Origin of the sequence: Corynebacterium sp. p3-SID1194 (assembly GCF_025144155.1) — a bacterium.
In the GTDB taxonomy this organism is placed as follows: domain Bacteria; phylum Actinomycetota; class Actinomycetes; order Mycobacteriales; family Mycobacteriaceae; genus Corynebacterium.
The window spans coordinates 20,226-43,634 of the sequence record NZ_JALXWY010000016.1 but is presented as its reverse complement, the minus strand read 5'-3'; the positions used below and the strand labels follow the sequence as shown (position 1 = coordinate 43,634).

The 23,409-nt window shown below is 64.1% G+C and carries 20 protein-coding genes and 4 tRNA genes; 14 read left to right on the top strand and 10 right to left on the bottom strand.

Going from position 1 to position 23,409, the window contains the following annotated elements; all coding sequences use genetic code 11:
- Positions 1–6 precede the first annotated feature (6 nt).
- The 4 genes from M3G19_RS09710 to M3G19_RS09695 form a co-directional block, all read right to left on the bottom strand.
- A tRNA-Arg gene (locus M3G19_RS09710) sits at positions 7–79 on the bottom strand.
- Positions 80–148: 69 nt separating this feature from the next.
- Complete coding sequence (gene mgtE, locus M3G19_RS09705; RefSeq protein ID WP_259902405.1) at positions 149–1,510, bottom strand: magnesium transporter; 1,362 nt, start codon at positions 1,508–1,510, stop codon at positions 149–151.
- A gap of 119 nt (positions 1,511–1,629) precedes the next feature.
- A tRNA-Arg gene (locus M3G19_RS09700) sits at positions 1,630–1,705 on the bottom strand.
- A gap of 1 nt (position 1,706) precedes the next feature.
- Positions 1,707–1,796 (bottom strand) — tRNA-Ser (locus M3G19_RS09695).
- A 79-nt stretch (positions 1,797–1,875) separates the two neighbouring features.
- On the opposite strand from M3G19_RS09695, the gene hisC reads away from it, so the two are divergent.
- From hisC to M3G19_RS09675, 4 genes are all read left to right on the top strand, one after another.
- The gene (hisC, locus tag M3G19_RS09690; RefSeq protein ID WP_259902403.1) at positions 1,876–2,907 is read left to right on the top strand and encodes a histidinol-phosphate transaminase; all 1,032 of its coding nucleotides are present in this window, start codon (positions 1,876–1,878) and stop codon (positions 2,905–2,907) included.
- Positions 2,908–2,940: 33 nt separating this feature from the next.
- Positions 2,941–3,369, top strand: a complete 429-nt coding sequence (locus M3G19_RS09685) for a hypothetical protein (protein WP_259902400.1) — start codon at positions 2,941–2,943, stop codon at positions 3,367–3,369.
- A gap of 73 nt (positions 3,370–3,442) precedes the next feature.
- On the top strand, positions 3,443–3,826 hold the full coding sequence (locus M3G19_RS09680) for a phage holin family protein (protein WP_259902399.1): 384 nt from the start codon (positions 3,443–3,445) through the stop codon (positions 3,824–3,826).
- 215 nt (positions 3,827–4,041) lie between these two features.
- Positions 4,042–4,953 (top strand): GDSL-type esterase/lipase family protein, encoded by a 912-nt coding sequence (locus M3G19_RS09675; protein ID WP_259902398.1) that lies wholly within the window; start codon positions 4,042–4,044, stop codon positions 4,951–4,953.
- A 9-nt stretch (positions 4,954–4,962) separates the two neighbouring features.
- Here the strand turns inward: M3G19_RS09675 and M3G19_RS09670 are convergent.
- Positions 4,963–5,047, bottom strand: a tRNA-Ser gene (locus M3G19_RS09670).
- Positions 5,048–5,125: 78 nt separating this feature from the next.
- Entirely contained in the window at positions 5,126–6,376 is a 1,251-nt protein-coding gene (locus tag M3G19_RS09665; RefSeq protein ID WP_259902397.1) for an aminotransferase class V-fold PLP-dependent enzyme, read from the bottom strand.
- Positions 6,377–6,531: 155 nt separating this feature from the next.
- Here M3G19_RS09665 and M3G19_RS09660 point away from each other — a divergent pair, with 155 nt between their 5' ends.
- The 3 genes from M3G19_RS09660 (at position 6,532) to M3G19_RS09650 (ending at position 9,641) form a co-directional block, all read left to right on the top strand.
- On the top strand, positions 6,532–7,380 hold the full coding sequence (locus M3G19_RS09660; RefSeq protein WP_259902407.1) for an ABC transporter permease: 849 nt from the start codon (positions 6,532–6,534) through the stop codon (positions 7,378–7,380).
- Between the two features lie 17 nt (positions 7,381–7,397).
- Positions 7,398–8,201 (top strand): ABC transporter ATP-binding protein, encoded by an 804-nt coding sequence (locus M3G19_RS09655; RefSeq protein ID WP_259902396.1) that lies wholly within the window; start codon positions 7,398–7,400, stop codon positions 8,199–8,201.
- Between the two features lie 477 nt (positions 8,202–8,678).
- Complete coding sequence (locus M3G19_RS09650; RefSeq protein WP_259902395.1) at positions 8,679–9,641, top strand: glycosyltransferase; 963 nt, start codon at positions 8,679–8,681, stop codon at positions 9,639–9,641.
- An 8-nt stretch (positions 9,642–9,649) separates the two neighbouring features.
- Here the strand turns inward: M3G19_RS09650 and M3G19_RS09645 are convergent, their stop codons facing one another.
- The 3 genes from M3G19_RS09645 to M3G19_RS09635 are packed head-to-tail and all read right to left on the bottom strand — an operon-like array spanning position 9,650 to position 11,544.
- Positions 9,650–10,108 carry a GtrA family protein gene (locus M3G19_RS09645; protein ID WP_259902394.1) on the bottom strand — a complete coding sequence of 153 codons (459 nt, stop codon included), beginning with the start codon at positions 10,106–10,108 and terminating at the stop codon, positions 9,650–9,652.
- A 6-nt stretch (positions 10,109–10,114) separates the two neighbouring features.
- On the bottom strand, positions 10,115–11,038 hold the full coding sequence (locus tag M3G19_RS09640) for a plasmid pRiA4b ORF-3 family protein (RefSeq protein ID WP_259902393.1): 924 nt from the start codon (positions 11,036–11,038) through the stop codon (positions 10,115–10,117).
- 20 nt (positions 11,039–11,058) lie between these two features.
- Positions 11,059–11,544 (bottom strand): hypothetical protein, encoded by a 486-nt coding sequence (locus M3G19_RS09635; protein WP_259902392.1) that lies wholly within the window; start codon positions 11,542–11,544, stop codon positions 11,059–11,061.
- A 44-nt stretch (positions 11,545–11,588) separates the two neighbouring features.
- On the opposite strand from M3G19_RS09635, the gene M3G19_RS09630 reads away from it, so the two are divergent.
- The 7 genes from M3G19_RS09630 to M3G19_RS09600 all read left to right on the top strand — a co-directional run bounded on the left by M3G19_RS09630 (position 11,589) and on the right by M3G19_RS09600 (position 22,531).
- Complete coding sequence (locus M3G19_RS09630) at positions 11,589–11,810, top strand: hypothetical protein (protein WP_259902391.1); 222 nt, start codon at positions 11,589–11,591, stop codon at positions 11,808–11,810.
- 114 nt (positions 11,811–11,924) lie between these two features.
- The gene (locus M3G19_RS09625; protein ID WP_259902390.1) at positions 11,925–13,340 is read left to right on the top strand and encodes an FAD-binding oxidoreductase; all 1,416 of its coding nucleotides are present in this window, start codon (positions 11,925–11,927) and stop codon (positions 13,338–13,340) included.
- 33 nt (positions 13,341–13,373) lie between these two features.
- Positions 13,374–14,138: a decaprenylphospho-beta-D-erythro-pentofuranosid-2-ulose 2-reductase gene (locus M3G19_RS09620; protein WP_259902389.1), complete on the top strand. Its 765-nt coding sequence runs from the start codon at positions 13,374–13,376 to the stop codon at positions 14,136–14,138.
- A 38-nt stretch (positions 14,139–14,176) separates the two neighbouring features.
- Positions 14,177–16,180, top strand: coding sequence for a galactan 5-O-arabinofuranosyltransferase (locus M3G19_RS09615; protein WP_259902388.1), 2,004 nt, complete (start codon positions 14,177–14,179; stop codon positions 16,178–16,180).
- A 143-nt stretch (positions 16,181–16,323) separates the two neighbouring features.
- Positions 16,324–19,728: an arabinosyltransferase domain-containing protein gene (locus tag M3G19_RS09610; protein WP_259902406.1), complete on the top strand. Its 3,405-nt coding sequence runs from the start codon at positions 16,324–16,326 to the stop codon at positions 19,726–19,728.
- A 68-nt stretch (positions 19,729–19,796) separates the two neighbouring features.
- Complete coding sequence (locus M3G19_RS09605) at positions 19,797–21,725, top strand: M13 family metallopeptidase (RefSeq protein WP_259902387.1); 1,929 nt, start codon at positions 19,797–19,799, stop codon at positions 21,723–21,725.
- Positions 21,722–22,531, top strand: a complete 810-nt coding sequence (locus M3G19_RS09600; protein ID WP_259902386.1) for an alpha/beta hydrolase — start codon at positions 21,722–21,724, stop codon at positions 22,529–22,531. The genes M3G19_RS09605 and M3G19_RS09600 overlap by 4 nt, the downstream gene beginning before the upstream one ends.
- A gap of 22 nt (positions 22,532–22,553) precedes the next feature.
- Here M3G19_RS09600 and M3G19_RS09595 read toward each other — a convergent pair whose 3' ends face one another.
- Entirely contained in the window at positions 22,554–23,378 is an 825-nt protein-coding gene (locus M3G19_RS09595; RefSeq protein WP_259902385.1) for a hypothetical protein, read from the bottom strand.
- Between the last annotated feature and the right edge of the window lie 31 nt (positions 23,379–23,409).

Genomic DNA, 23,409 nt, shown 5'->3' with positions numbered 1-23,409 from the left:
AAAGCGTGCGCCCGGAGGGATTCGAACCCCCAACCTTCTGATCCGTAGTCAGATGCTCTATCCGTTGAGCTACGGGCGCGTGTTTTGCAACGAGATGTAACGGTACACCACGGTGAACATCAGGCAAAATCCGCTGGTCACTGGGGCATTATAAGCCAAGAATCGACGTCGCGATCAGGAAGTAAATGACCAAGCCCGTCGCGTCGCAGAAGGTGGAGATGAACGGGTTAGAAAACACTGCCGGATCCGCGCCGACGGTCTTTGCCACGATCGGCATAGCGCCGCCCACCGTCGCCGACATGGTGCAGATAGACAACAGGGTCAGGCCGATCACCATGCCCATGTCCAGTCCGTAGACCAAGGTAGCCAGGGTAAAGCCCAACGTGCCGAGGACAGCGCCGAGCATCAAGCCCACTCGGACTTCGCGCCACATGACTTTGAGGACGTCGGATTTCTTGACGTCGCCAAGCGCCAATGCCCTCGTCACTGTCGTCGCCGCCTGGTTGCCGGTGTTGCCGCCCGTGCCTGTGAGCAACGGAATGAACAAGGAGAGCACCACGGCCTGCTCCATCTTCTCCTCGAAGACGTCGAGGACCTGGACGGTGAGAATCGCGGAGACCGCAAGTACGAGAAGCCACACGATGCGCGACTTCACCAGGTTGGTCAGCGGGGTGGACAGGTACGGCTGTTTGAGGGCCTCAGAACCACCCTGGCGTGCGCTGTCCTCGGAGTCCTCGCTCTCCACGACATGCTGTGCCTCGTCGAAGGTGAAGATGCCCACCAGGCGGTTGCCGGAATCCACCACAGGCAGAGCAAGCAGCGCCAGCGGAAGGAACCAGCGGGCAGTCTCCTCCGCATTCGCAGTGGCAACCACGGACGGCGATTCCTCCAGCAATTCCGCAATCTGCGTATCACCGTCGGCGAGGAAGAGCCGGCGCATCTTCACGATACCGGTCAGCTGCCGGTCTCGGTCGATCACCGGCAGGGTGTACAGAGTCTCCAGATCCTCGTGCTCTTGGCGCAGCAGCTCACGCACCTCGTGCGCCGTCATCGACCCGTAAATCTCCGGGATCTCCGGGGACATCACGCGGCCGACAGTCGCCTTCTCGTATCCCAGGACCGCGTCAGTATTCTCTTTGTCCTTTTCGCCCAGCTCTTTGAGGAGACGCTCGGCGACGGACCCGGGGAGCTCGTCGAGAAGCATGACGCGGTCTTCCGCGCCCATGTCCTCAAAGAACTCGCCGACGCTGTCGCTGCCCAGCGCGTGCACCATATCCGCCTGGTGTCGCGGATCGAGCGCATCGAATACGGCACCCGCGCGCTCCGGCGGCAGAAGGCGGAAAAGAACCGCACCACGCCTGATCGGCGAATGCTCGATGAGCCGGATGATCTCGCTCAACTTCGCCTCTGCGAGCAGCCCCGAAATCTCCTCGGCTCGGTCACCGCGCAACCGCGTTTCCACGAGCTTTTCTAGCTCGCGCAAAGCATCACGCTCCTGCGTCGTGGCCATGGCGTCCTCTTTTCTTCACCGCGGGCGTTGTCCGCCCACCGAATCTACTTCACCGCGCAGGAACACTCGCCGCAAGACGCAAAAACCGGCCAGAGAAGCCTCTGACCGGCAAAAATAAGTGGTGCGCCCGGAGGGATTCGAACCCCCAACCTTCTGATCCGTAGTCAGATGCTCTATCCGTTGAGCTACGGGCGCATGGCGGAGATGACAGGATTTGAACCTGCGGACCTCGTGAAAGGTCAACTCCTTAGCAGGGAGCCCCAATCGGCCACTCTGGCACATCTCCATAGCCTTGTTACACACTACCCACAACGGTGCAGCCGGACCAAAAAATTTGGGTGCGCGTGGGAATAGACTCTTAAAGCATGATTCGCCGTGACCTCGCCGACATTCCGTCCTACGTCCCGGGCAAGAGCGACCCGGACGCGCTCAAGCTGTCCTCGAATGAGGCCCCGCAGGGTCCGTTGCCATCAGCGGTCGACGCGATGGTCGCCGCGGTGCGCGGAGCGAACAGATACCCGGATATGGGTGCGGTGTCATTGCGCCGGGCACTCGCCCGCCACCTGGGTGTCGAGCCGGAGAATGTCACGGCCGGCTGCGGCTCGTCCGCGCTGTGCCAGCAGCTCGTGCAAGCGACGTCGACACCGCAAAACAACGTGATCTTCCCGTGGCGCAGCTTCGAGGCGTACCCGATCTTTTGCCAGGTCGTGGGCACACAGGCACGCCCGGTCCCGCTGCTTTCCAACGGCAAGCACGACCTTAAGGGCATGCTTTCGCTTATCGACGATTCCACCTCCCTGATCTTCCTCTGCTCCCCCAACAATCCGAGTGGTCAGGTAATCACCCGCTCCGAGTTCGCCGCGTTCATGGACCGCGTGCCCGAGCACGTGACCGTGGCGCTGGATGAGGCGTATGTGGAGTACAACCGCGATCCAGACGCAGTCGAGGGCACTAGCGTGTTCCGCGACTACCCGAACCTGGTGTGCCTGCGCACCTTCTCCAAGGCCTACGGCTTGGCCGGCGCACGCGTCGGCTACGCATTCGGCGCTCCGGACCTCATCGAGGCACTGGACAAGATGGGCATCCCCTTCCAGGTCAGCGCTGTCGCGCAAGCCGGCGCGATAGCGTCACTGCAGCATTCCGAGGAGCTCCTCGCCCGCGTCGAGGACACGATCGAGGCACGCGACGAGGTCGCCGACGGCATTGGTGCCCTGCGTTCCCAGGCCAATTTCGTGTGGCTGCCGGATGTGGACTCCGCTGCTCTCGCCCGCCAGTTGGCTACCCGTGGAATCCTTGTCCGCGCCTTCCCCGAGGGCCTGCGCGTCACGGTGACGAACCGTGATGAAGCTGAAGAATTCCTCTCGGCATGGAAAGCGATTCATTCAACAACGAAATGATGCCGAAATATAGAAATCACTAGGATTGCAGGCATGAAGCTGAATTACTCTCTCAACACTGGTTTCGCCTCGGGCGACGGCGCTACGCCGACCCGGGACAACGTCTCCTCATGGATCGCCTGGGCTCCGGTTTCATCCGCAGACTTCACCGCGGACACCACGCTCGGCACTACTTTGTATCTGACTCCGCGAGCAATCCCGCAGCTCACCGAGGACACTCTCCTGCTCGGTGTCCCGGTCGGCGAAGCGGGCATCGACATCGACACCACACTCGATCCGCAGCAGCTTTCCTACGCCAGCGACGCGAGCGCGACCGTCGAGACGCGTCGCCCGATCAGCCTCGACGCGGTGCGCGTGGTTGCGGCAAAGAGCGGCCCCGCGCGTCGAAAAGCACAAAACGCGCTTATCGACGTCCCCGGCGACCGCCAATTCCACATCATCCACGAGCTCTTTGAACAGTGATTGACTTATCGCGTAAATTTGAAAGCGTAAGTAATAAGAGTTTTAACCTAGAAATTACGTAGGAGAGTCCGTCATGCGTTTTCTCGTTGATGTCGTCATGACCGCCATCGCACTGTGGCTGGTCACCCTGATCGTCCCGGGCGTCGAAATTCTTGGCGGTGTCGGCGCCTTCATTTGGGTCGCGCTGGTTTTCATGTTCGTCAACGCCTTCATCTCCCCGATCGTGAAGACGATCAGCCTCCCGCTGACCATCATCACCTTGGGCCTGTTCTCCCTGCTGGTGAACACGCTGCTGTTCTCCATCGTCGGCTGGATTTCCGACGGGCTGGGCAACGGACTGGATATCAGCGGCTTCTGGGCAGCTTTCTTCGGCGCGATCGTCATGGCGATCGCCAGCTGGATCGTCGAGGCCATCTTCAATGCCACCGGCCTGTCCGGAGACAAGGCCACGACCTAAACCAACCCGCTCCGCGCGGCACCACCCCGCTTCCACGGACCCCACCGTGGAGGCGGGATTTTTCGTGCGTAACTACGCCCAGTAAGGTGCCAGAGTTATTTAGTTTCTCAAGGCTTCCCAAACACTTTGACCACCAAATCAACTAGCATGTGTGACGCATGTGGCTGATGCGACCAATTCGGGCGCACACACCCCAACGAAGAAACCGAGGATTCATGTCTACCTCCCGTACCCGCCGCGCACCCCGTCGCACGCACTGCCGCTTCGGCTTGACCCGCCTGCTCACAACCGCCGTCCTGGCGGTAGCAGGCATCGGCGCCGTCGGCGCTGGCGTTCCCGAAGCGAATTCCGCACCGAACGGCAATATCGTCACCTTCGGCGATTCCTACACCTCTAACCCCGACGAGCTCCGCAACACCTTGAAGAAGGTCCCAATCCCCGACGTCCACCACTTCGTGTGGGGCACCTACCCCAGCCGCCTCGGCTGCCTGCAAGCCCCCAATAACTGGCCCCGCCAGCTCGGCTCGATCGCCCGCGCACCCATCTCGGACTATTCCTGCACCGCGGAGTCCTCGCACGTCATCCCCGGCAAGATCGACAAAGCCATCGCCGCCGGAGACATTCACCGCGGCACCCGCGCAATCGTCATCGCCGTCGGCATCAACGACTTCGGCCCCTACGGCATCCAGCGCGGCGCGCAGCCGTTCAACGCCGCCAAAATGCGCAGCGACTACATCAACAACATCCGCCGAGGCGTCTCCAAGGCACGCGCTGCCGCACCGAACGCCAAGATTCTCCTCAGCGGCTCCTTGTCCGTCACTGAACCGGACCGCCTCAACAGCCTGTGCTTCATCAACGTGGTGCCCGATGCACCGCTCGGCGTGCCGATGCCCACCCTGCACCAGATCGAGCACACCAACCGCGGCCACCAGCGCGCAGCAGCCGCCGCCTCCGGCGCGACCTACGTGGAGATGATGCACCCGTCGCGCCACCACAGCACCTGCGCACGGGACTCCCAGCGCTGGGTCGCCGGCGTGATCGACCCCCACGCACAGCACAATATGGGCCTGCACCCGACGCCGGCTGGCTCGCGGTTCATGGCAGAGGAGATTTCCCGCCACCTGTAGTTGTACCTGCGGAGACGGGGGGATTTGAACCCCCGGAGGTGTGACCCTCGCTGGTTTTCAAGACCAGTGCATTCGGCCGCTCTGCCACGTCTCCTTCGTCGCAAAGCAATTGCGACTCACCCACTTTACAACACGGCCCGGCGGGCTCCGCCAACGGCGGAATGCCTGCCTTCTATGCCAGTGACGCCACGACGCGGATCAGCTGCTCCACGTCGGCCTCCGTGTTGAACGGGCCCAGGCCGACGGTGACGGCACCGCCCATTTCCTCGATGCCCATCTCGGTGAGCAGGGGTGTCGCCTGATCCGGCGTGGTCAGCGTGGTGACGATGCCGTTGTCGAAGAGCCGCTCGTACACCGTCGCCGCGGGCACTCCCCGGACGCCGAAGGAAAGGCGCGGAGTGCGGTCGGTGCTTGCCTCGGAGGCAGCCTCGCCCGTCACACCGAGAATGTGGACGGCGGGCAAGGTGCCCAGGAACGTGTACAAATCATCGCGCAGCCCATCCAAATAGGCGGTCATCTGCCCCATCGACCGCGTCAAGCGCGCCCGGCGCGTGGCGCGGCCGCCCTGATCAGGCACGAGGTCCGCCAGGTGGTCGACGAGCGCGGTCGCGCCGCCGGCGAGACCCGGCGAAACATCGAGCTGCAGCTTCTCCGCGCCCGTGACACGCTCATCACCGCTGAGCGATTCCATCCGCTTGAACATCGCGGTATCGCGCACCACGAGCGCAGCCATGTGCGGCCCGCCCAACGCACCGAGATCGATGCCGACGACATCGGCACCCCACTCATCGAAATCGATCCCGTGGTACGGCACATAAGAAGAGGCATCCACGACAACCCAGGCGCGAGAGCGTTCCCGCACCTGATCGACAATCGCGGAAACAGGGCTCACCGTTCCCAGCGTCGCGTGGGCGGCGGGGAGGGAGACGAGGCGAGTTGAGCCGTCGATAAGCTCCGCGTATTGCCACGCAGGAAGCTCGCCCGTACCCAAATCCGCGTGAGCCGTGCGGACCTTGGCCGGGGCGCGATGCACAGCCGCGGTGATCTCCGGCCTGTCGAGCGGACTGGTCACCAGCGACGAACCATGCCGGAACAACGGCTTCATCCCCGTCACCAACGACGCATAGAGCACAGGCAAACTCGGGCCCAGCACCACACGCTCCGCCGACGCCCCCACGAGATCCGCGACCGCATGGCGTGCCGACGCCACGAACGTCTCCCCCTCCGGACGCCCCAACGCCTGACGCGAATGCGATCCCGCATTCACCTCCGGGGCAGGCACCGCCGTAGCCATTCGGAACGACCGCGACACCGCCGCCGACACACGCTCCGGCACCTGCGGGCAATCATGCGCATTCAAATACGTCCAACCATCCGAAAGCGCGGTATAAAGCCCGCGCACGCTGGCCACATCGTACGCCACGCCGACGCTCCCTTCCCGGACGAAATCACAGTGTGTGGCTATTGAACACCACCCACGCCACAAGCAACAAGTATGCCTGCACAACTTGGCCCCCGCAGGGCACTAGGGTGGGACAAGTGCAGGACAACGAACAGCTGCTTGCCGACGTCTCCCGCATGACCTCGGCGGCCCACGACCACACCCCACCGTCCACGTCCACCACCCTGGGCGCTGCCGCTTCCGACCTCGCACGCGGCTGGGGCCAACACGAGCTCTGGCTCCAACTCGGCTGGCAGGACATCAAACAGCGCTACCGCCGATCGACGCTCGGACCACTGTGGATCACCATCGCCACCGGTGTCATGTCCCTCGCGCTCGGCCTGCTGTACTCCATGTTGTTCCAGATTTCTGTGCGCGAATTCCTCCCGCACGTCACCGTCGGCTTCATCGTCTGGGGCTTCATCTCCGGTTGCATCAAAGACGGCGCGAACGTCTTCATCGAGAACGAAGGCTTAATCAAACAACTTCCGTCAGCCCTGTCTGTGCACGTCTACCGCCTGGTGTGGCGCCAACTGCTGTTCTTCGCCCACAACATGGTGATCTGGCTGATCCTCGTGCTGGTGTTCCGGATTCCTCTCGGGTGGAACCTGTTCTTGTTCATCCCGGCGCTCGCCCTCATGGTCATCAACGGCGTGTGGGTGACCATGCTCTTCGGCATCATCGCCACCCGCTTCCGCGACGTCGCTCCCCTGCTCGAAGCCCTCGTCCAGCTGCTGTTCTACGTCACCCCCATCGTCTGGACCACCAAGACCCTGCGCGAACAGGGTGGCGAAGTCGCCCAGCGCGCCCGCATTGCCGAGCTCAACCCGCTCTACCACTACCTCGAAGTCGTCCGCGCCCCTCTCATCGGCGAACCTGTGGCCGCCTACCACTGGGGCATCGTCCTGGCTGGCACCGTCATCGGCCTTTTCCTCGCCATGATCGCCATGCGCCAATGGCGCTTCCGCGTCCCGTACTGGGTGTAAATCAAGGAGTTCACACCATGGTTTCCATTGACACCTACAACGCCTGCGTCGACTTCCCCATCTTCGACGCCAAGTCCCGCTCCCTGAAGAAAGCGGTCATGTCGTCGGCCGGCGGCGCCATCGGGAAAAACGACTCGAACACTGTCGTTGTCGAGGCGCTCCGCGATATCAACCTGCACCTGCGCGAAGGCGACCGCGTGGGACTGGTCGGCCACAACGGCGCAGGCAAATCCACGCTGCTCCGCCTGCTCAGCGGCATTTACGAGCCCACCCGCGGCGTCGCCGATGTCCGCGGCCGGGTCGCACCGGTGTTCGACCTCGGCGTCGGCATGGACCCGGAGATCTCCGGCTACGAGAACATCATCATCCGCGGACTCTTCCTCGGCCAGACCCGCAAGCAGATGAAAGACAAAATGGACGAGATCGCCGAATTCTCCGAACTCGGCGACTACCTCTCCATGCCCCTGCGCACCTACTCCACGGGCATGCGCGTGCGCCTCGCCCTCGGTGTCGTGACGTCCATCGAGCCCGAGATCCTCTTGTTGGATGAGGGCATCGGCGCCGTCGACGCCGCCTTCATGGCCAAAGCCCGTGTCCGCCTCGCCGAACTGGTCAAGCGTTCGGGCATCCTCGTGTTTGCCTCCCACTCGAATGACTTTTTGGCCCAGCTCTGCAACACCGCCCTCTGGGTGGACAAGGGCGAGATCAAGCAAGCCGGCCTCGTCGACGAAGTCGTCGAAGCCTACGAAGGCCCCGAAGCCGGCGACTACGTCCGCGACCTTCTCACCCGCTTCGACGAGGAGGACGAAGAAGAGGCCTAACGCAACGGACGTGGTGACGATCCCCAAAGAGTTCAGAGAGAATCATGATCTATGTCGTTCTTGGCGCAGTGGTCGCGCTATTCGTCTCCTTATGCATAGTGGCAGTGGGGTGTCTAATCCACGTTTCGATCAAACGAAAGGTGCTATCTCCATACCGCTTTTTAGTCGTGATGGTTTTACTAGCGCCCGTTTTCCTGATCTACGACGTGCTTAACAATGGGATGAGTAGCGGCCTTTCCAATTACGTGGTCAGCGGTTACTTAATTACCGCAGTCATCATCAGCTCCCTATGGCGCATAATCGCAGATGACCGAACCGAAGCGCGGGGATAGAACTAACCACTGGAAGAGAGAATGTTCCCCAGTTCCTTTTGCGCAGGATTCCTCGAACGATTCCCGGCCCGCGGTTCCCGAGAGCCTCAACCAGACCAGCGCGCGATCCCCGGCCCCGGAGGGGCAGCGTGGCAAAATGGGGCGCATGAAGACCCCCGCTGAGAGCCCTCGCGACAACGCCGAAGCGAAAGCCGCAGCCAACGCCGATGCAACGCTGAATCCGCAAGGCACGACGGCTGCGGTGATCGTGACGCATAAGCGGGTGGAGCTGCTGCGGCACTCGTTGGAGCAGGTCGTGAACCAGACGCACCCGGTGAACTGGGTGGTCGTGGTCGACAACGGCTGCGAATCTGAAGTCCAGGACCTGGTCAATGAAATGGCAGGCGAGAAAGCCGTTTACCTGCCGTCGCGGACGAACCTGGGCGGCGCGGGCGGCTTCGCGTACGGCTTCCTGCAGGCACTGGCACTGGGGGCGGACGCGATCTGGTGCGCGGACGACGACGGCCGCCCGGCGGACGCGAGCGTTCTGGAAACCCTCTACGCAGTCGCCCAAAGAGAAGGCCTGGCAGAGGTCTCCCCGGTGGTGTGCAATATCGACGACCCGAACCGCCTCGCTTTTCCGCTAAGACAAGGCCTGACCTGGCACCGCCGCCGCAACGAGCTGGAGGGGGATTTTCTGCCGCAGTACGCGAGCTTGTTCAATGGCGCGCTGATCAGCGCGAAGGCGATGGAGCGGATCGGCGTGCCGGATTACCGCCTGTTCATCCGGGGCGACGAGGTGGAGTACCACCGCCGTCTGGCGCAGTCGGGGTTGAAGTACGGCACGGCGCTGACCACGGCATATCTGCACCCGGACGGGTCGGCGGAGTTCCACCCGATCATGGGCGGACGCGCGCACGCGCAGTGGCCGGATAACAACACGAAGCGCTATTTCACGTACCGCAACCGCGGGTACATCATCAATCAGCGCGGGATGCAGAAGATGAAGCTGCAGGAGCTCGTGCGCTTCGGCTGGTTCTTCCTCGTTCAGCGCCGCAGCCCGCAGGAGTTCAAAGAGTGGCTAGGGCTGTTGCGCATGGGCGCGCGGGAAGACTTCCAGCGCCCCTAAACCGCGACCTACCGCGGCTCCTCCTCGATGACGACGCGCGAGGGCTCGCGGAAGATGAGCACGCGCTGAAGCACGAAATTGGTGATGGTGGCCACGCCTTGAGCGATGACGAAAGAGACGGCATCCTTCCACGGATCAACAAAGCCGAGGGCGCGCAGCGGGGCGTTGGTCACGGCGAAGAGCACCCATTGCACGCCGAAGGTGGAGGCGTAGAGGATGAAGACAGCGAGGGCGCGCTTGCCGGTGACCTTCGCCTGGAAGGTGTACTTGGAGTTCAGCAGGTACGCGACGAGCGTGCCCAGGCACCAGCCGAAGACTTTGGCCACGAGGCGGTCGTAGCCGACGACGCGGGTGAGCGTGTGCGTCAGCCCGAAATCGAGCACGGCGCAGAACACGCCGACAACGATGAATCTGACCAGCTGTTTCTTCGCGTTCGCGGGCCGGCTCACTTCAACCTTGGATGACACGCCGGATTACTTTACCCGAAGCAGGGCGCGATATAGATCAAGCTTATCGACGGCCGACCGTCCCCCTGCCCCATATCCCCCCACGGATGCGAGTCGCACCAGGGAGCCAGCGCAGAGTTGCTGGATCTGGCTGGCGCACAGAGGACTGCCGTCGGCGGCGGACCAGCCGAGGGCCGCCATGGCGGATTCGGTGACGTCATCGGTGGTGGCGTCGTCGACAAGGCAGGACAGGGCGAGGAGCGTGCACCAGAAGGCGTCGCGGGCTTGGGGGGTTTTCTCCCGCGGCAGTGTCTGCAAGATGTCGTCGACGTAAGGGGTGAGGTATGCGGGCCGGGACAGGTCGAGGGCCTGGAGCAGCGGGATGAAATCCATCGCTTTGGAGCGCGAGACGACATCGACGACTTCGGGGCGGACGCTAGCCATGACGTTCTCGACGGCCAAGGGGCCGAGGAGCTGGGCGTTGATGGCGGAGACGTCGAAAGGCGAGCCCGCGAAATCGCCGGCACCGGCGACGCAGAGTGCACGCGGAGTGGCGGTGTCGCGGGGATAGGTATCGAGCAGGGTTAGCCTGAAGCACCACAATCCCCAGTGGAAGAACAATTCGTCGCCACCGTCGCGCAGGAATTCGCCGAGGGTGGCGGTAAGTTCGAGCCGGCCGGAATCAGCGGGAGCGAGGGTGAAGCGGCTCGGGGTGGGCGTGTCCCCCGGCACCGCGAAGGCGATGTGGAGGGCGCGCTGGACATCCTCGAGAGAACTGTCGGAGCAAAGGCCGATGTGGCGGATGATCTCTTCGTCGGCAAGCGATGTGCCGCAACGCACGAGCAACGTGCGGCTGCGACGGATGCCGCGGAGGCGGGCGCGAGCTGCGTCGAGGTCGACAACAGACGCCACCTGCTGGCGGCGTCGCGGTCGATACAACGTACTCGGCATAGGCCCCACCCTAGTGCCGATTAACGTGCAGTGGCGCGAGCCTCGGCCTCCGAGCCAGCGAAAATTAGGGTACCGCCGATGAGGCCGAGCACCGTGTTCGGGCGCTTTGCGCCGCGGCGGCGCAGGGCGTCGGCAAGCTTGCTCTGCACCGCGATGCTCAGGCGCGTACTGCCGACGAGCAGTGCGAGACCGCCGAGGAGAAGGCCCCATGTCTTAGCCGGGCTGCCCGTCTCGGGCGTGTTCTCGACGCGCGCGGTGAGGTCATTGCGCGGGTCCTCGTCGAAGGCGTTGAACGCGGCGACCGTGCCGCCGAACGCCGCAGCGATGCCCACCCAGGCCGCCACGCGTCCCGGAGTCGAACGCACGTAGTCCGGCACCGCCGTGAACGCGACCGCGAACGCGGCCTGGATCAACCGGCCGCCGGTGGTGTTGTCCAGGGCGTTGTAGTCGATGCGCTCCTCGCCCGTCTGCTCTTGGGCTGTCTGCTGCTTTGTCTGCTCCATCATGCCGCCATCCTACCGGGGTGAAGGCCCGCCGTAAGATGGCTCACATGGCCAATCATGATGATTCCCCGCACATCGCCGCCCAGCTCACCGACCTGCCGCTGGATGATTTCATGACCCGTTTGGTGGCGCAGGAACTGCCGCTTTTAGATAGCACGAGCCGCGGCATCGTCTACGAAGAACTGCGCGAATACCAGCAATCGGGCAAGCCGACGATCACGAGCCAGGAGGAACTGCCGGAGCGGATCCGCGAGATCATGGAGCTGTGATTCTTCTCGCTGTCCCCTCCTCGAGGCATTTTGACCCCCGGGCACGCCAAGTTCCGGGAGTAGGCTGGCCCCCAGTGCCCAAATGGGCAACCACAACCTATGGGGATGGAAGAGATGGAACTTCACACCACCACGAAATCGCTCTACGGCTGGGGCCGCACGGCTCCGACCACCGCTCACGTCCTGTCCACGCCGGATGTGGATGTGATCAAGGAAGCAGTCCGCCAGGTCGCTGAGGACAATGCGACGCTGCCGGTGAACCGTCGCCGCGGCGTCATCGCGCGCGGCATGGGCCGCTCCTACGGCGACCCGGCGCAAAACGGCGGCGGCTTGGTCGTCGACATCCAGGCGCTGAACAAAATCCACGACATTGACCCGTCCACGGGCATTGTCGACGTCGACTCGGGCGTGACCCTCGACCAGCTGATGAAGGCGGCCCTGCCGTACGGCCTGTGGGTTCCGGTGCTGCCGGGCACCCGCCAGGTCACCATCGGCGGTGCGATCGGCCCAGATATTCACGGCAAGAACCACCACTCCGCCGGCTCGTTTGGCGACCATGTCCTGTCCATGGAGCTGCTCGTCGCCGACGGCCGCGTGCTGCATCTGGAGCCGGAAGGCTCCACCGACGACCCGGACGGCTCCCTGTTCTGGGCGACTGTCGGCGGCATGGGCCTGACCGGCATCATCTTGCGCGCACGGATCCAAATGACCTTCACGGAGACCGCCTACTTCATCTCCGACACGGTGCGCACCACGACTCTCGATGAGACGATCGAGGAGCACTCCCACGGCCAGGAGGAGGGCTACACCTACTCCTCGGCGTGGTTCGACGCGATCTCTGCGCCGCCGAAGACCGGCCGCTCCACGATTTCCCGCGGCTCGCTGGCGACGCTGGCGCAGCTGGAGGAGTACGCGCCGAAACTGGCGAAGAACCCGCTGAAATTCTCCGCCCCGCAGCTGATGACGGTGCCGGACATCTTCCCGTCCTGGACCATGAACAAGCTGACGCTGTCGGCGATCGGCGAGGCGTACTACATGATGGGTTCGCCCAGCCAGAACGATATTTTGAACCTGACCCAGTTCTATCAGCCGCTCGACATGATCGCGGAGTGGAACCGCGGCTACGGCAAGGCAGGCTTCCTGCAGTACCAGTTCGTGGTGCCCACGGACGCGGTCGAGCCGTTCAAGCAGATCATCTACGACATCCAGTCGTCGGGCCACTACACCGCGCTAAACGTGTTCAAGCTGTTCGGCGAGGGCAACCGCGCGCCACTGTCCTATCCGATGCGCGGCTGGAATGTGTGCGTGGACTTCCCGATCCGCGACGGCCTGCACGCCTTCCTCGACCGCCTCGACGAGCAGGTCATGGAATTCGGCGGACGCCTCTACCTGGCTAAGGAGTCCCGCACCTCCGCCGAGAACTTCCACAAGATGTACCCGGAGATGGACAGTTGGCTTCACACCCGCCGCGCCATCGACCCGACCGGGGTCTTCGCCTCCGATATGTCCCGCCGCTTGGAACTCTCCTAGCCCCGCCCTACCTGAAGAAAAAGAGGAAACACAATGCTCAACGCAGTTGGACAGGCACAGAACATTCTTCTTCTCGGCGGCACGAGCGAGATCGGTCTCGCGATTGTCGACGAGATCGCATCGCGCGGCGGCTCCCCGGCAGTCACGCTCGCGGCACGCAAGAACAGCCCGCGTATCGACGCCGCCGTGGAAGAGGTCACCAGCCACGGCGCCGGCGAGGTGCGCGTGATCGACTTCGACGCATTCGACACCGCGTCCCACCCGGCCGTGATCGAGGAGGCCTTCGCGCACGGCGACGTGGATGTAGCCATCGTGGCATTCGGCACCCTGGGCGACCAGGAAGAACTCTGGCAGAACCAGGAGGCGGCGGTCGCCTCCGCGCAGACGAACTTCACCGCTCCGGTCTCGGTTGGCGTGCTGCTGGGCCAGAAGCTCAAGGAGCAGGGCCACGGCCGCATCATCGCGATGAGCTCGGTGGCGGGCATGAAAGTGCGCCGCTCGAATTTCGTCTACGGCGCGACCAAGGCGGGCATGGACGGCTTTTACACCCAGCTCGGCGAAGCGCTGCGCGATTCGGGTGTGACGGTCACCGTCGTCCGTCCGGGTCAGGTCCGCACGAAGATGACGCAGGGGCTGGATGAGGCGCCGTTGACCGTCGATAAGCAAGATGTGGCGAAAGCTGCTGTGAACGCTGCGCTTGCTGGCAAGCCGAATGTGTTCGTGCACAAGCTCTTCGGGCCGATCTCGCTCGTTCTGCAGCACATCCCGGCGCCGATCATGCGCCGCTTGAGCTTCTAATACCGGGAACTGCCCCGCGCTGTGGGAGACTGTCAGGTATGACAGAGCACCTCACCGAGCAGCGCGAACGGCAGTCAGGATCGACAATTGCGGAGCGCAGGCGCGTTTCCGCGTACGCACCAGACGGCTTATCGACGCCAACCGCCCTGGTGCGTTTTGTCTGCGCCCTGCTCGGCGGTGCCGTTTTCACGCTGGCCTGCTGGTACGTGCTGCACTCAGTATCGCTCGCCGCATTCAACGTCTCCATGGTCACCCGCGCGCTTTCCACGGCGTGCTCCCTTTTGGTCGTCGTCGCCGTCGGTGTGCTGATCTGGCTGTGGTTGCGTGACGGCGAGAACCCGCGGCCCCGCTGGCGCACGGTGCTGACGGAGATCGTGTGCACCCTCGCCCCCGCTGGCCTCGTCGTATCCGCGCTCGGCATTCCGCTTTCCGCGACAAAGCTGTACCTCGACGGCATCCAGGTCGACCAGGGCTTCCGCACCCAGTTCCTCACGCGCATGGCGGAGACCGCCGCGAACCAGGACATGAATTACGTGGACCTGCCGTCGTTCTACCCGCTCGGGTGGTTCTGGCTTGGCGGGCGGCTGTCCAACCTGCTCGGCATGCCTGGGTGGGAGGTGTACCAGCCATGGGCTCTGGTCTCCATCGCCGCTGCCGGTTCCGCCCTGGTGCCGGTGTGGCGCAAACTGCTCGGGTCTCTGCCGATCGCCACGTGCATCGCTATCACCACCACGGCAATCTGCCTGACGATGGTGCCGGACGAGCCATACGCCGCCGTCGTGGCCATGGGCGTCCCCGCTGCCGCCGTGATGGGCTTCCGCGCAATGCGCGGCTCGTGGGCCTCCACGATCGGGCTGATGGTGTATCTGGGCATTTCCGCCTGCTTCTACACCCTTTTCACCGGCATCCTGGCGCTGATGATGACCACCTTCACCGTCACCGCCATCGCCTCCGGCTCCAGCTGGCAGCGCTGGTGGGTGCCGGTGCGGCAGCTGGCCGTGATCGGCTTCGGTTCCATCGCGATCGCGCTTATTGCGTGGGCTCCGTACCTGCTGGGGCTGATCCGCAGCCCGGAGGCAGTGAAGTCGACCGCGCAGCACTTCCTGCCGTCTGAGGGCACCACGATCCCGCTGCCGTTCTTCTCGTTGACCGCCATCGGCGCGCTCAGCCTGATCGGTCTCATCTACATCATCGTGCGCTTCCGTGAACCGGAGATCACCTACCTCGCCACGGCGGTGAGCGTCTGCTACGCCTGGGTCTTCGGTTCCATGGTCGTCGCGTTGACCGGCACGACCCTGCTCGGCTTCCGCGTGGAGGTGCTCATCGCGCTGCTGTTGTCCACGGCCGGCATTTTCGCGATCGCGGACCTGCGGCTCGTCGGCGTGGACTTGCTCTACCCGGATAGGCTCGGAGAGCGTGCCAACCGCATTGTCACGGCTGTCTTCGTCGTTCTGCTCGGCGCCGGAACGCTGGCCTATGTCCAACAGATTCCGGACGAGAACGAGAGCTTCATCGACGAGGCCTACACCAGCACCGACGGCAATGGCGAACGCGCTGACCTGCGCGAATCCGATGTGGGGCGCTACTACATCCAGATCCACGACTTCATCCAACAGCAGGGTTACACCCCCGCAGACACCGTGATGTTCACCGACGAGATCAACTTCATGGCCTACCACCCGTACCACGGGTTCAACGCCTTCACCAGCCACTATGCGAATCCGCTCGGGGAATTCGACGCCCGCAACGAACACATCGCGTCGTGGGCCCGCGGCTCGTTTGGCGAGCTGTCGGATCCCGCTGCCTTCACCGCCGCCGTCGATGAGACGAACGAGCGCTGGCGCGCACCCGACGTCTTCCTGCTGCGCGGCAGCGAGGACGACCCGGACGAACCGTGGAAGACCCACATCGCCCACGACATCTTCCCCAGTCAGCCGAATGTCCACTATGAGGCGTTGTTCTTCAATCCGAAGGCATTCGATTCCGACGACTGGACGGTCGAGCAATTCGGCCCGTTCGTGGTGGTGGTCCGTAACAAGTGAGCAAGAAGCAGAAAGTAGAATCACCCGCCGTGAACAAGGTGAGCAAGGTGGAAGAAACAAACCAGACAGACGCGCGCACCGCGGGCAGCACCCGCGTCGCGGCCACGTCGAAAAGGAGCCCCCGCTGGTTGAGCCGGACGGCGATGCTGTCGGGCATCTTGGCGTTCCTGTTCTTCGTTCTCACGCCACTTCTGCCGGTGAAGCAGGTTCAGTCGTCTTTCGATTGGCCGCAGAACGGGTCGCTCAATTCGGTGAACGCGCCGCTGATTTCGCTGGCGCCGGAGTCGATGGACCTGACTATTCCGCTGAGCGTGACGGATGCGCTGAACCCGAATCAGACGAATATCTTGTCCACCTTGCCGCAGGATTCGACGGAGGCATTGGACCGCGGCCTGTTCATCACGGTCCCGGAGGACGGCGGGCTGACGGTCTCCTCGCTCAACGAGGTCATCTTCGAGCTCACCCCCGCTGAGCTGGACAAAGCTCGCAAGACCGAGGATGCGGCGCTGCACCTTTCTGCCACGGGCGACGGCATTACGGTCGAGGTGCCGGGCACGGACTTCGCGGAAGAGACCGACGAAGACATGCGTCCCCAGCTCACAGGCATCTACAGCGAGCTTTCGGAAGAGCAGGCGCAAGAGCTTATCGACGCCGGCCTCACCGCCCACGTCGACATCAATTCCCGCTTCACCTCTGAGCCCACCGCAGTGAAGTGGCTGGCCATGATCGGCGGCACCTTGTCCGCGATCGTGGCTCTGTGGTCCTTGGCGCGCCTCGACCTGCTGGACAGCAAGCGTCTGCGTCCGCTGCGTCCGGAATGGCGTTCTTTCAAGCCTCTCGACGCAGTGGTCGTCGGTCTGCTGCTGTTCTGGCACTTCTTCGGTGCGAACACCTCCGACGACGGCTTCTTGCTCACCATGGCGCGCGTGGCCAACGACTCGGACTACATGGCCAATTACTACCGCTGGTACGGCGTTCCTGAATCGCCGTTCGGCGCTCCGTTCTACAACCTGCTGTCGCTGCTGGCGAAGGTCAGCACCGCCTCGGCGTGGATGCGCATTCCGACGCTGCTGTCCGGCATCGCCATCTGGTGGGTGCTCTCCCGCGAGATCCTGCCGCGGCTGGGCAGATCCATTGCCACCCGGCGCGTGGCGTACTGGACCGCTGCGTTCATGTTCCTGGCGTTCTGGATGCCGTACGATAACGGTCTGCGCCCGGAGCCGGTCATCGCTCTCGGCACGATTGTCACCTGGGCATCCTTTGAAAGCGCCATCGCTTCGCGACGCCTGTTGCCCGCCGCGTTCGGCACTGTCTTCGCGGCGTTCACCCTGGCCTGCGGCCCCACCGGCCTGACTGCTGTGGGCGTGTTCCTGGTGTGCCTGCCGCATCTGCTGCGCATCGTGCGCGAGCGCACTGCGAGCGCACCGCGAGCCGCATTCGTCCTGCCGTTCCTCGGCTTGGGCTTCGCGGTGATGATCCCGGTCTTCCACGACCAGACACTCGCGGCGGTGCTGGAGGCCACCTCTGTCCGTTCGGAAGTCGGCCCTGCACTGGAGTGGTTCAACGAGTACGTCCGCTACTCCACGCTTTTCGAGGCGGCGGTGGACGGGTCGCTGACTCGTCGATACGCAATGTTCACGTTGCTGTTCTGCCTGGGCTTGGTGCTGTGGAGCATGTCCCGCTTCGGCAGCGTGCAGGACGCGGAAAAGGCCCCGACGAAGCGCATGCTCGCGATCTTCGCGCTGTCGATGTTCTTCCTCATGTTCACCCCGACGAAGTGGACCCACCACTTCGGCATTTACGCGGGCCTCGCCGGCGCCGCAGCTGCTCTCGGCGCTGTCGTGCTGGCCCAGATCGCCGCGCAGTCCGCCCGCGCGCGCACTTTCGCGCTCGCAGCCGTGATGTTCCTCATGGCGCTCTCGCTGGCCGGTTGGAACGCATGGTGGTACGTCTCCTCGTTCGCCGTCCCATGGTGGGACAAGACCGTCCAACTCAAGGGCATCGAAGCCAGCTCGGTCATGCTGGCGCTGTGCTTGATCACCGTCATCGTCGGTGTTGTCCAGTCCCTGCGCTACAACCAACGCCGTGCCGAAGCCGAGGAAGCCGGCCGAGTCGAGGAATTCGAAGCTGCCGAGGCCGCGGAAGGCTCCCGCTTCCGCACCGCCATGACCGCGCCCATTGCCGTGGCTTCCATCTTGATCGTGGCGTTTTCCTGCCTGACCTTCACCAAGTCTTTCATCGACCAGGCACCCGCCTACTCCGTCGGCATGGGCAACGTCCGCTCCCTGAAGGGCAATACCTGCCAGCTCAGCAGTGATGTTCTGCTGGAGACCAACACCAACGACTCCTTCCTCACTCCCGTCGACGGCGTCCCACTCGGATCCTCGCTCGAATCCGGCACCGTCCGCGGCTTCCACCCCGAAGGTGTGCCCGCCTACATCGACTCGGCCAACGAAGGCTCGGCAAGCGTCGGTGCCATCGGCAACGACCCGGCCGCGAACGCCGACACGGGTGCAGGCACTGCTACGGGCTCGGCGAATGCGGCGAATGCCGACAGTTCAGACTCGAACGCAAGCGCCAACACCAGCACGGGCACCGCCACCGGCTCGAACACCAAGGGCGACGACGTCACCTCCGACACCGTCCAGTCCACCAGCCGCGCCGGCACCCAGGGCAACCGCTCCGAGGACCAGATCGGCATCAACGGCTCCACGGTGCGCCTTCCGTTCAACCTGGACTACAACCGCATCCCGGTGCTGGGCACCTTCGATGAAGAGGCGCAGTCCTCCTCCGAGATCACCACGTCCTGGTTCGAGCTGCCGGAAGCCACCGAGGAAGCGCCGCTGCTGGTCACCTCCGTCGCCGGCCGTCTGGCGCACCACGACATCAACGGCGAGGAGAAGGAAGGCCAGACCATCAAGCTCGAGTACGGCACCCGCAATGAGGGCGGCTCCGTCACCGACATCGGCGAGGTGGAGATGATGGATCCGGGCCCGAGAGTGAAGTGGCGCAACCTCCGCTACCCCATCTCGGACTTGCCGGAGGGCGCGAACGTGGTGCGCCTGGTGGGCGAGGACTTGAACCTCGACCCGTACGAGTGGATGGCGCTGACCCCGCTGCGCAACCCGAAGCTCGAGCACATCACCGACGTCTTCGATTCGGACACCCCGGGTCTGCTCGACTGGCCGGTCGCGCTGCAATTCCCGTGCCACCGCACGTTCAACCACTACGCCGGTGTCACGGAGATCCCGCAGTTCCGCGTGGCTCCGGATGCCCCGGGCAAGGAGCAGCTCAGCGGCTTCCAGGACTTCATGGGCGGCGGCGCAATGTCTACCGCCGAGGCCGTGAACTCTGCCTACGAGATGCCGGGCTACCTCGACCAGGACTGGCACCGCGACTGGGGTTCGGCTTACCGCTACGTGCTGCGCACCAATTCGAAGGGCGAGGCGCCCGCGGAGGCTGAGATCAACCACGAGGAGATCACCCGCTCCGGCTTGTGGAAGCAGTCCGACATGAAGATTCGCGACCCGTACGAGAAGAAGGACTAGGGCGCTAACACATTCAAAGGCCGGGAACCGCGTATTCGGTTCCCGGCCTTTCACTACAGTGGGGTCCTATGAAGGACCTTTACCGACTTGTGAACGGACCCTGGCTGGAAAGCCACGTCATCCCCGATGACCGCGGTGTAGACGGCACCTTCCACGGCCTGCGCGACAGGGCCGAGGAGGATGTGCACGAACTCGTCAAGGAAGGTACGGGCCGCGCGAGTGACCTGTACGCGGCGTTCATGGACACTGAGGCGATCAACGCAGCAGGAATGAGCCCGCTTGACGACGACTTCGCGCTCCTCAGCGTCGCCGACATCGAAGAACTCGCCCAGAACCTGGGCAAGCTCGACCGCCGCGGCATCTCCGGCCCGTTGGCCTACTGGGTGGAAAAGGATTCCGAGGGAGACGAAGCAGTCCCGTACCTGGTCCAGTCGGGCCTTGGCCTGCCGGACGAGGCGTACTACCGCGACCCGGCGCACGCCGAGACACTGAAGAAGTACCGCGCCCACGTCGAGCGCATGCTCGGCTTCCTCGACCCGTCGCGCCTGTTCGGACTCAGCGCGGCCACCGCCGCCGAGCGCATCGTCGAGACAGAGAAGCAGATCGCGCACAGCCACTGGGATGTCGTGGCCAGCCGCGACGCAGTGAAGACGTACAACACGAAGCAGCTAAGCGACCTGCCCGCCATCATCCAGACGCTGCTGCGCGGCTCCGGGCTTTCCGACGGCCGCGTCATCGACATGATGCCCTCCTACACCGAGGAGCTGGCGGCGATGCTCCGCCCCGAGACCCTGCCGGACTGGCAGCTGTGGGCGACATGGCACATCCTCATCTCCCGCGCTGGCGTGCTGCCGGAGGAGGTCGGCGCCGCGAATTTCGAGTTCTACGGCACCGCGCTGTCCGGCGCGACGCAGCAGCGCGACAGGTGGAAGCGCGGCATCGCCCTCGCAGAATCGCTGGTGGGGGAAGATATGGGCAAGGCGTTCGTCGATAAGCACTTCTCCCCGCAAGCCAAGGACGAAATGCTGAAGCTCGTCGACTACCTTGTCGCCGCCTACCGCGAGCGCATCAGCGAGCTTGCGTGGATGTCACCCGCCACCCGCGAGCGCGCGCTGGAGAAGCTCTCGCAATTCCGCGCGAAAATCGGCTACCCGGACACCTGGCGTTCGTTCGACGGCCTCGACTTCTCCCGCAGCGGCGCCGATCTCGTCGCCAACGTGCGCGCGGGCGCTGAATTCGAACACGACTACCAGGTGGCCAAGATCGGCAAGCCCGCCGACCGCGACGAGTGGGTGACCACCCCGCAGACCGTCAACGCGTTCTACAACCCGGTGGTCAACGACATCACGTTCCCCGCCGCGATCCTGCGCCCGCCGTTCTTCGACATCGACGCCGACCCCGCGGAGAATTTCGGGGCGATCGGTGCCGTCATCGGCCACGAGATCGGCCACGGCTTCGACGACCAGGGTTCGCGTTACGACGGCGCCGGCAACCTCAACTCCTGGTGGACCGACGACGACCGCGCCCGCTTCGAAGAGCTGACGAGCAAGCTGGTCGACCAGTACAACGGGCTCGTCCCGCACGTCCTCGAAGGCCGCGAGACCGCCGGCGTCAACGGCGAATTCACCCTGGGCGAGAATATCGGTGACCTGGGCGGACTCGGCATCGCCGTCGTCGCGTACAAGAATTACCTCAAAGACAAGCAGCTTGACGACGGCCCCGCCCTCCCCTTCGAGGCCGACGGCTCCTCGGAGGAACTGGACGGGAAAGAGTTCACCGGCCTGCAGCGCCTGTTTTTGTCCTGGTCCCGCATCTGGCGCACCGCGATCCGCCCTGAGATGGCGGAACAGTACTTGGCCATCGACCCGCACTCGCCCGCCGAGTTCCGCTGCAATGTCATCGCCGGCAATATCGCCGAGTTCTACGAGGCATTCCCCGGTGTGGACGAAGACTCTGCAATGTGGGTCGCCCCGGATGACCGCGTGGTGATCTGGTGACAGATTCCCCCGGCCACTCTTCCGATTTCGCTGCCGCGCAGGCGCGCATGCGCCACGTCCCGGAGCCCGTCGAACCTGACGCTCCCCTTCCTGCCGGCGACACCGACGCCGCCTACCCGGTCAACGAGCAGCACCTCGAGGACTTCCAGGTCGGCGGTGTGGAACGCTCGCTCCCGCCGGCGGAGCAATTGGCGCAGCTCGTCTCCTACATGGAGAACAGCTACCCCGTTCCAGCAGGCGCCGACGAAGAAGCCATGGACCGATACCTCGCCGCGCTGCCTGACCGCCTCACGCACGCAGCGATGCTCATGCTCGGCTCAGGCTTGGACCACACGATGCCCGGTGTCGCCTACGGCATGGATGTCGACGTACGCGAGCTACCCGAGTTGCCCGAGCTGGGTGCCCGCGTGTTCGTGCCCACGGACACCAGCGCCGGCCGTTGGGCTGTGTCGCTGAACCCCGGCTTCGGGCCCCGCGCCGTCGAGCACCACTGGCGCCCGCTTATCGCGGCGATCGCCCAACTGTCGGACACCACCATCATCGACCTTCCCGGCCCACAGCGGGACGGTGATGTCGCTGCGGTACTGGATGTCGTCGCAAAGCAGCAGCCGGCAACCACCGCGATCATCGCGACACACCACGAGGCGCCGGACGGGAATGCGCTGATCAGCGCGGCTGCGCTCGTCGAGCCCTCCCCCGATTATTCCGCGGCCGCCATCGGGCACCCGGGAACCTGCGGGATCATCGCCACGCCGGAGGAGTACCGGCAGATCGTCCGCGATATCGCAGACCGCCTCCGGGCATGATCCACGCCTCCGCGCCTTACGGTCACCGCTCCACGAACGGTTGTCCGACGGTGTGGAGGCCCCAACGCACCCGTTCCGATGACCACACGGTCAACGATTCAGCGCCATTCGCGATATCGAGCGCATCGATCGTGTCGCGGTCGACGCCGAAGGACAGACGATCCTTCTCGGACTGGTCGATCCAGGCGTGCACGTCGTCGGTGTGCTCGTCGATATCGCCGTAGCTCATCGCAGCAACAACCCAGTCTGGGCCGAAGGAGACCGACCCGAATGCGGACTCCCGGTCGTCGGCCCACCCGAATTTCGATCCGATTGCCCCATCTATCTGGTCCGTGCCGAAGTCCTGTTTCAACCCGTCTTGGGCATACGGGGCGTGATTCGCCATGCCGCGAATCAGGGGCTCAGCGACGGGATCGTCCATGATCGCCATGACGAATTTCGCCAGGTCGTACGGCGTGGTCTCCGATTTTCCCCAGTAACCGGCGCTGTAGGTTCCCGAAAGCTCAAAATCCTCGGCAACGTCGTTGATCGCATCGGGGTATTTCTCATCGAGCTCGACGGCGAGCAGGTCGTCGGACACGCGGATCATCCGCAGAACTTTGCCCCGCTCCTCAGGGGTGCCGTTCGCCAGGACGTAGTAGCCGAGGTACAGCTTCGCCAACGACAGCGCCGGGCGGGACTCGCGCGCATTCGGCGAACCGGTCCAGTGGCCGTCGGCGTGGTAGACCGCCAGATCAGTTCGTTCCCCGGGGTCGCCGGGAATGACGTCGACGGCGTCAGCCTGCGGCACGGCAAGCGCGGTGAGCAGGCACGCGGTCGTTGTCGCGGCGGCGAGGAATCGTTTCACAATGGCTCATTATGCACCGCAATTCACACAC

What these genes read in the sequence shown, in the direction of transcription:
- mgtE (WP_259902405.1), bottom strand. Translation starts at nt 1,510, where the DNA reads ATGGCCACGACGCAGGAGCGTGATGCTTTGCGCGAGCTAGAAAAGCTC.
- hisC (WP_259902403.1), top strand. Translation starts at nt 1,876, where the DNA reads ATGATTCGCCGTGACCTCGCCGACATTCCGTCCTACGTCCCGGGCAAG.
- M3G19_RS09685 (WP_259902400.1), top strand. Translation starts at nt 2,941, where the DNA reads ATGAAGCTGAATTACTCTCTCAACACTGGTTTCGCCTCGGGCGACGGC.
- M3G19_RS09680 (WP_259902399.1), top strand. Translation starts at nt 3,443, where the DNA reads ATGCGTTTTCTCGTTGATGTCGTCATGACCGCCATCGCACTGTGGCTG.
- M3G19_RS09675 (WP_259902398.1), top strand. Translation starts at nt 4,042, where the DNA reads ATGTCTACCTCCCGTACCCGCCGCGCACCCCGTCGCACGCACTGCCGC.
- M3G19_RS09660 (WP_259902407.1), top strand. Translation starts at nt 6,532, where the DNA reads ATGACCTCGGCGGCCCACGACCACACCCCACCGTCCACGTCCACCACC.
- M3G19_RS09655 (WP_259902396.1), top strand. Translation starts at nt 7,398, where the DNA reads ATGGTTTCCATTGACACCTACAACGCCTGCGTCGACTTCCCCATCTTC.
- M3G19_RS09650 (WP_259902395.1), top strand. Translation starts at nt 8,679, where the DNA reads ATGAAGACCCCCGCTGAGAGCCCTCGCGACAACGCCGAAGCGAAAGCC.
- M3G19_RS09640 (WP_259902393.1), bottom strand. Translation starts at nt 11,038, where the DNA reads ATGCCGAGTACGTTGTATCGACCGCGACGCCGCCAGCAGGTGGCGTCT.
- M3G19_RS09635 (WP_259902392.1), bottom strand. Translation starts at nt 11,544, where the DNA reads ATGATGGAGCAGACAAAGCAGCAGACAGCCCAAGAGCAGACGGGCGAG.
- M3G19_RS09630 (WP_259902391.1), top strand. Translation starts at nt 11,589, where the DNA reads ATGGCCAATCATGATGATTCCCCGCACATCGCCGCCCAGCTCACCGAC.
- M3G19_RS09625 (WP_259902390.1), top strand. Translation starts at nt 11,925, where the DNA reads ATGGAACTTCACACCACCACGAAATCGCTCTACGGCTGGGGCCGCACG.
- M3G19_RS09620 (WP_259902389.1), top strand. Translation starts at nt 13,374, where the DNA reads ATGCTCAACGCAGTTGGACAGGCACAGAACATTCTTCTTCTCGGCGGC.
- M3G19_RS09615 (WP_259902388.1), top strand. Translation starts at nt 14,177, where the DNA reads ATGACAGAGCACCTCACCGAGCAGCGCGAACGGCAGTCAGGATCGACA.
- M3G19_RS09610 (WP_259902406.1), top strand. Translation starts at nt 16,324, where the DNA reads ATGCTGTCGGGCATCTTGGCGTTCCTGTTCTTCGTTCTCACGCCACTT.
- M3G19_RS09605 (WP_259902387.1), top strand. Translation starts at nt 19,797, where the DNA reads ATGAAGGACCTTTACCGACTTGTGAACGGACCCTGGCTGGAAAGCCAC.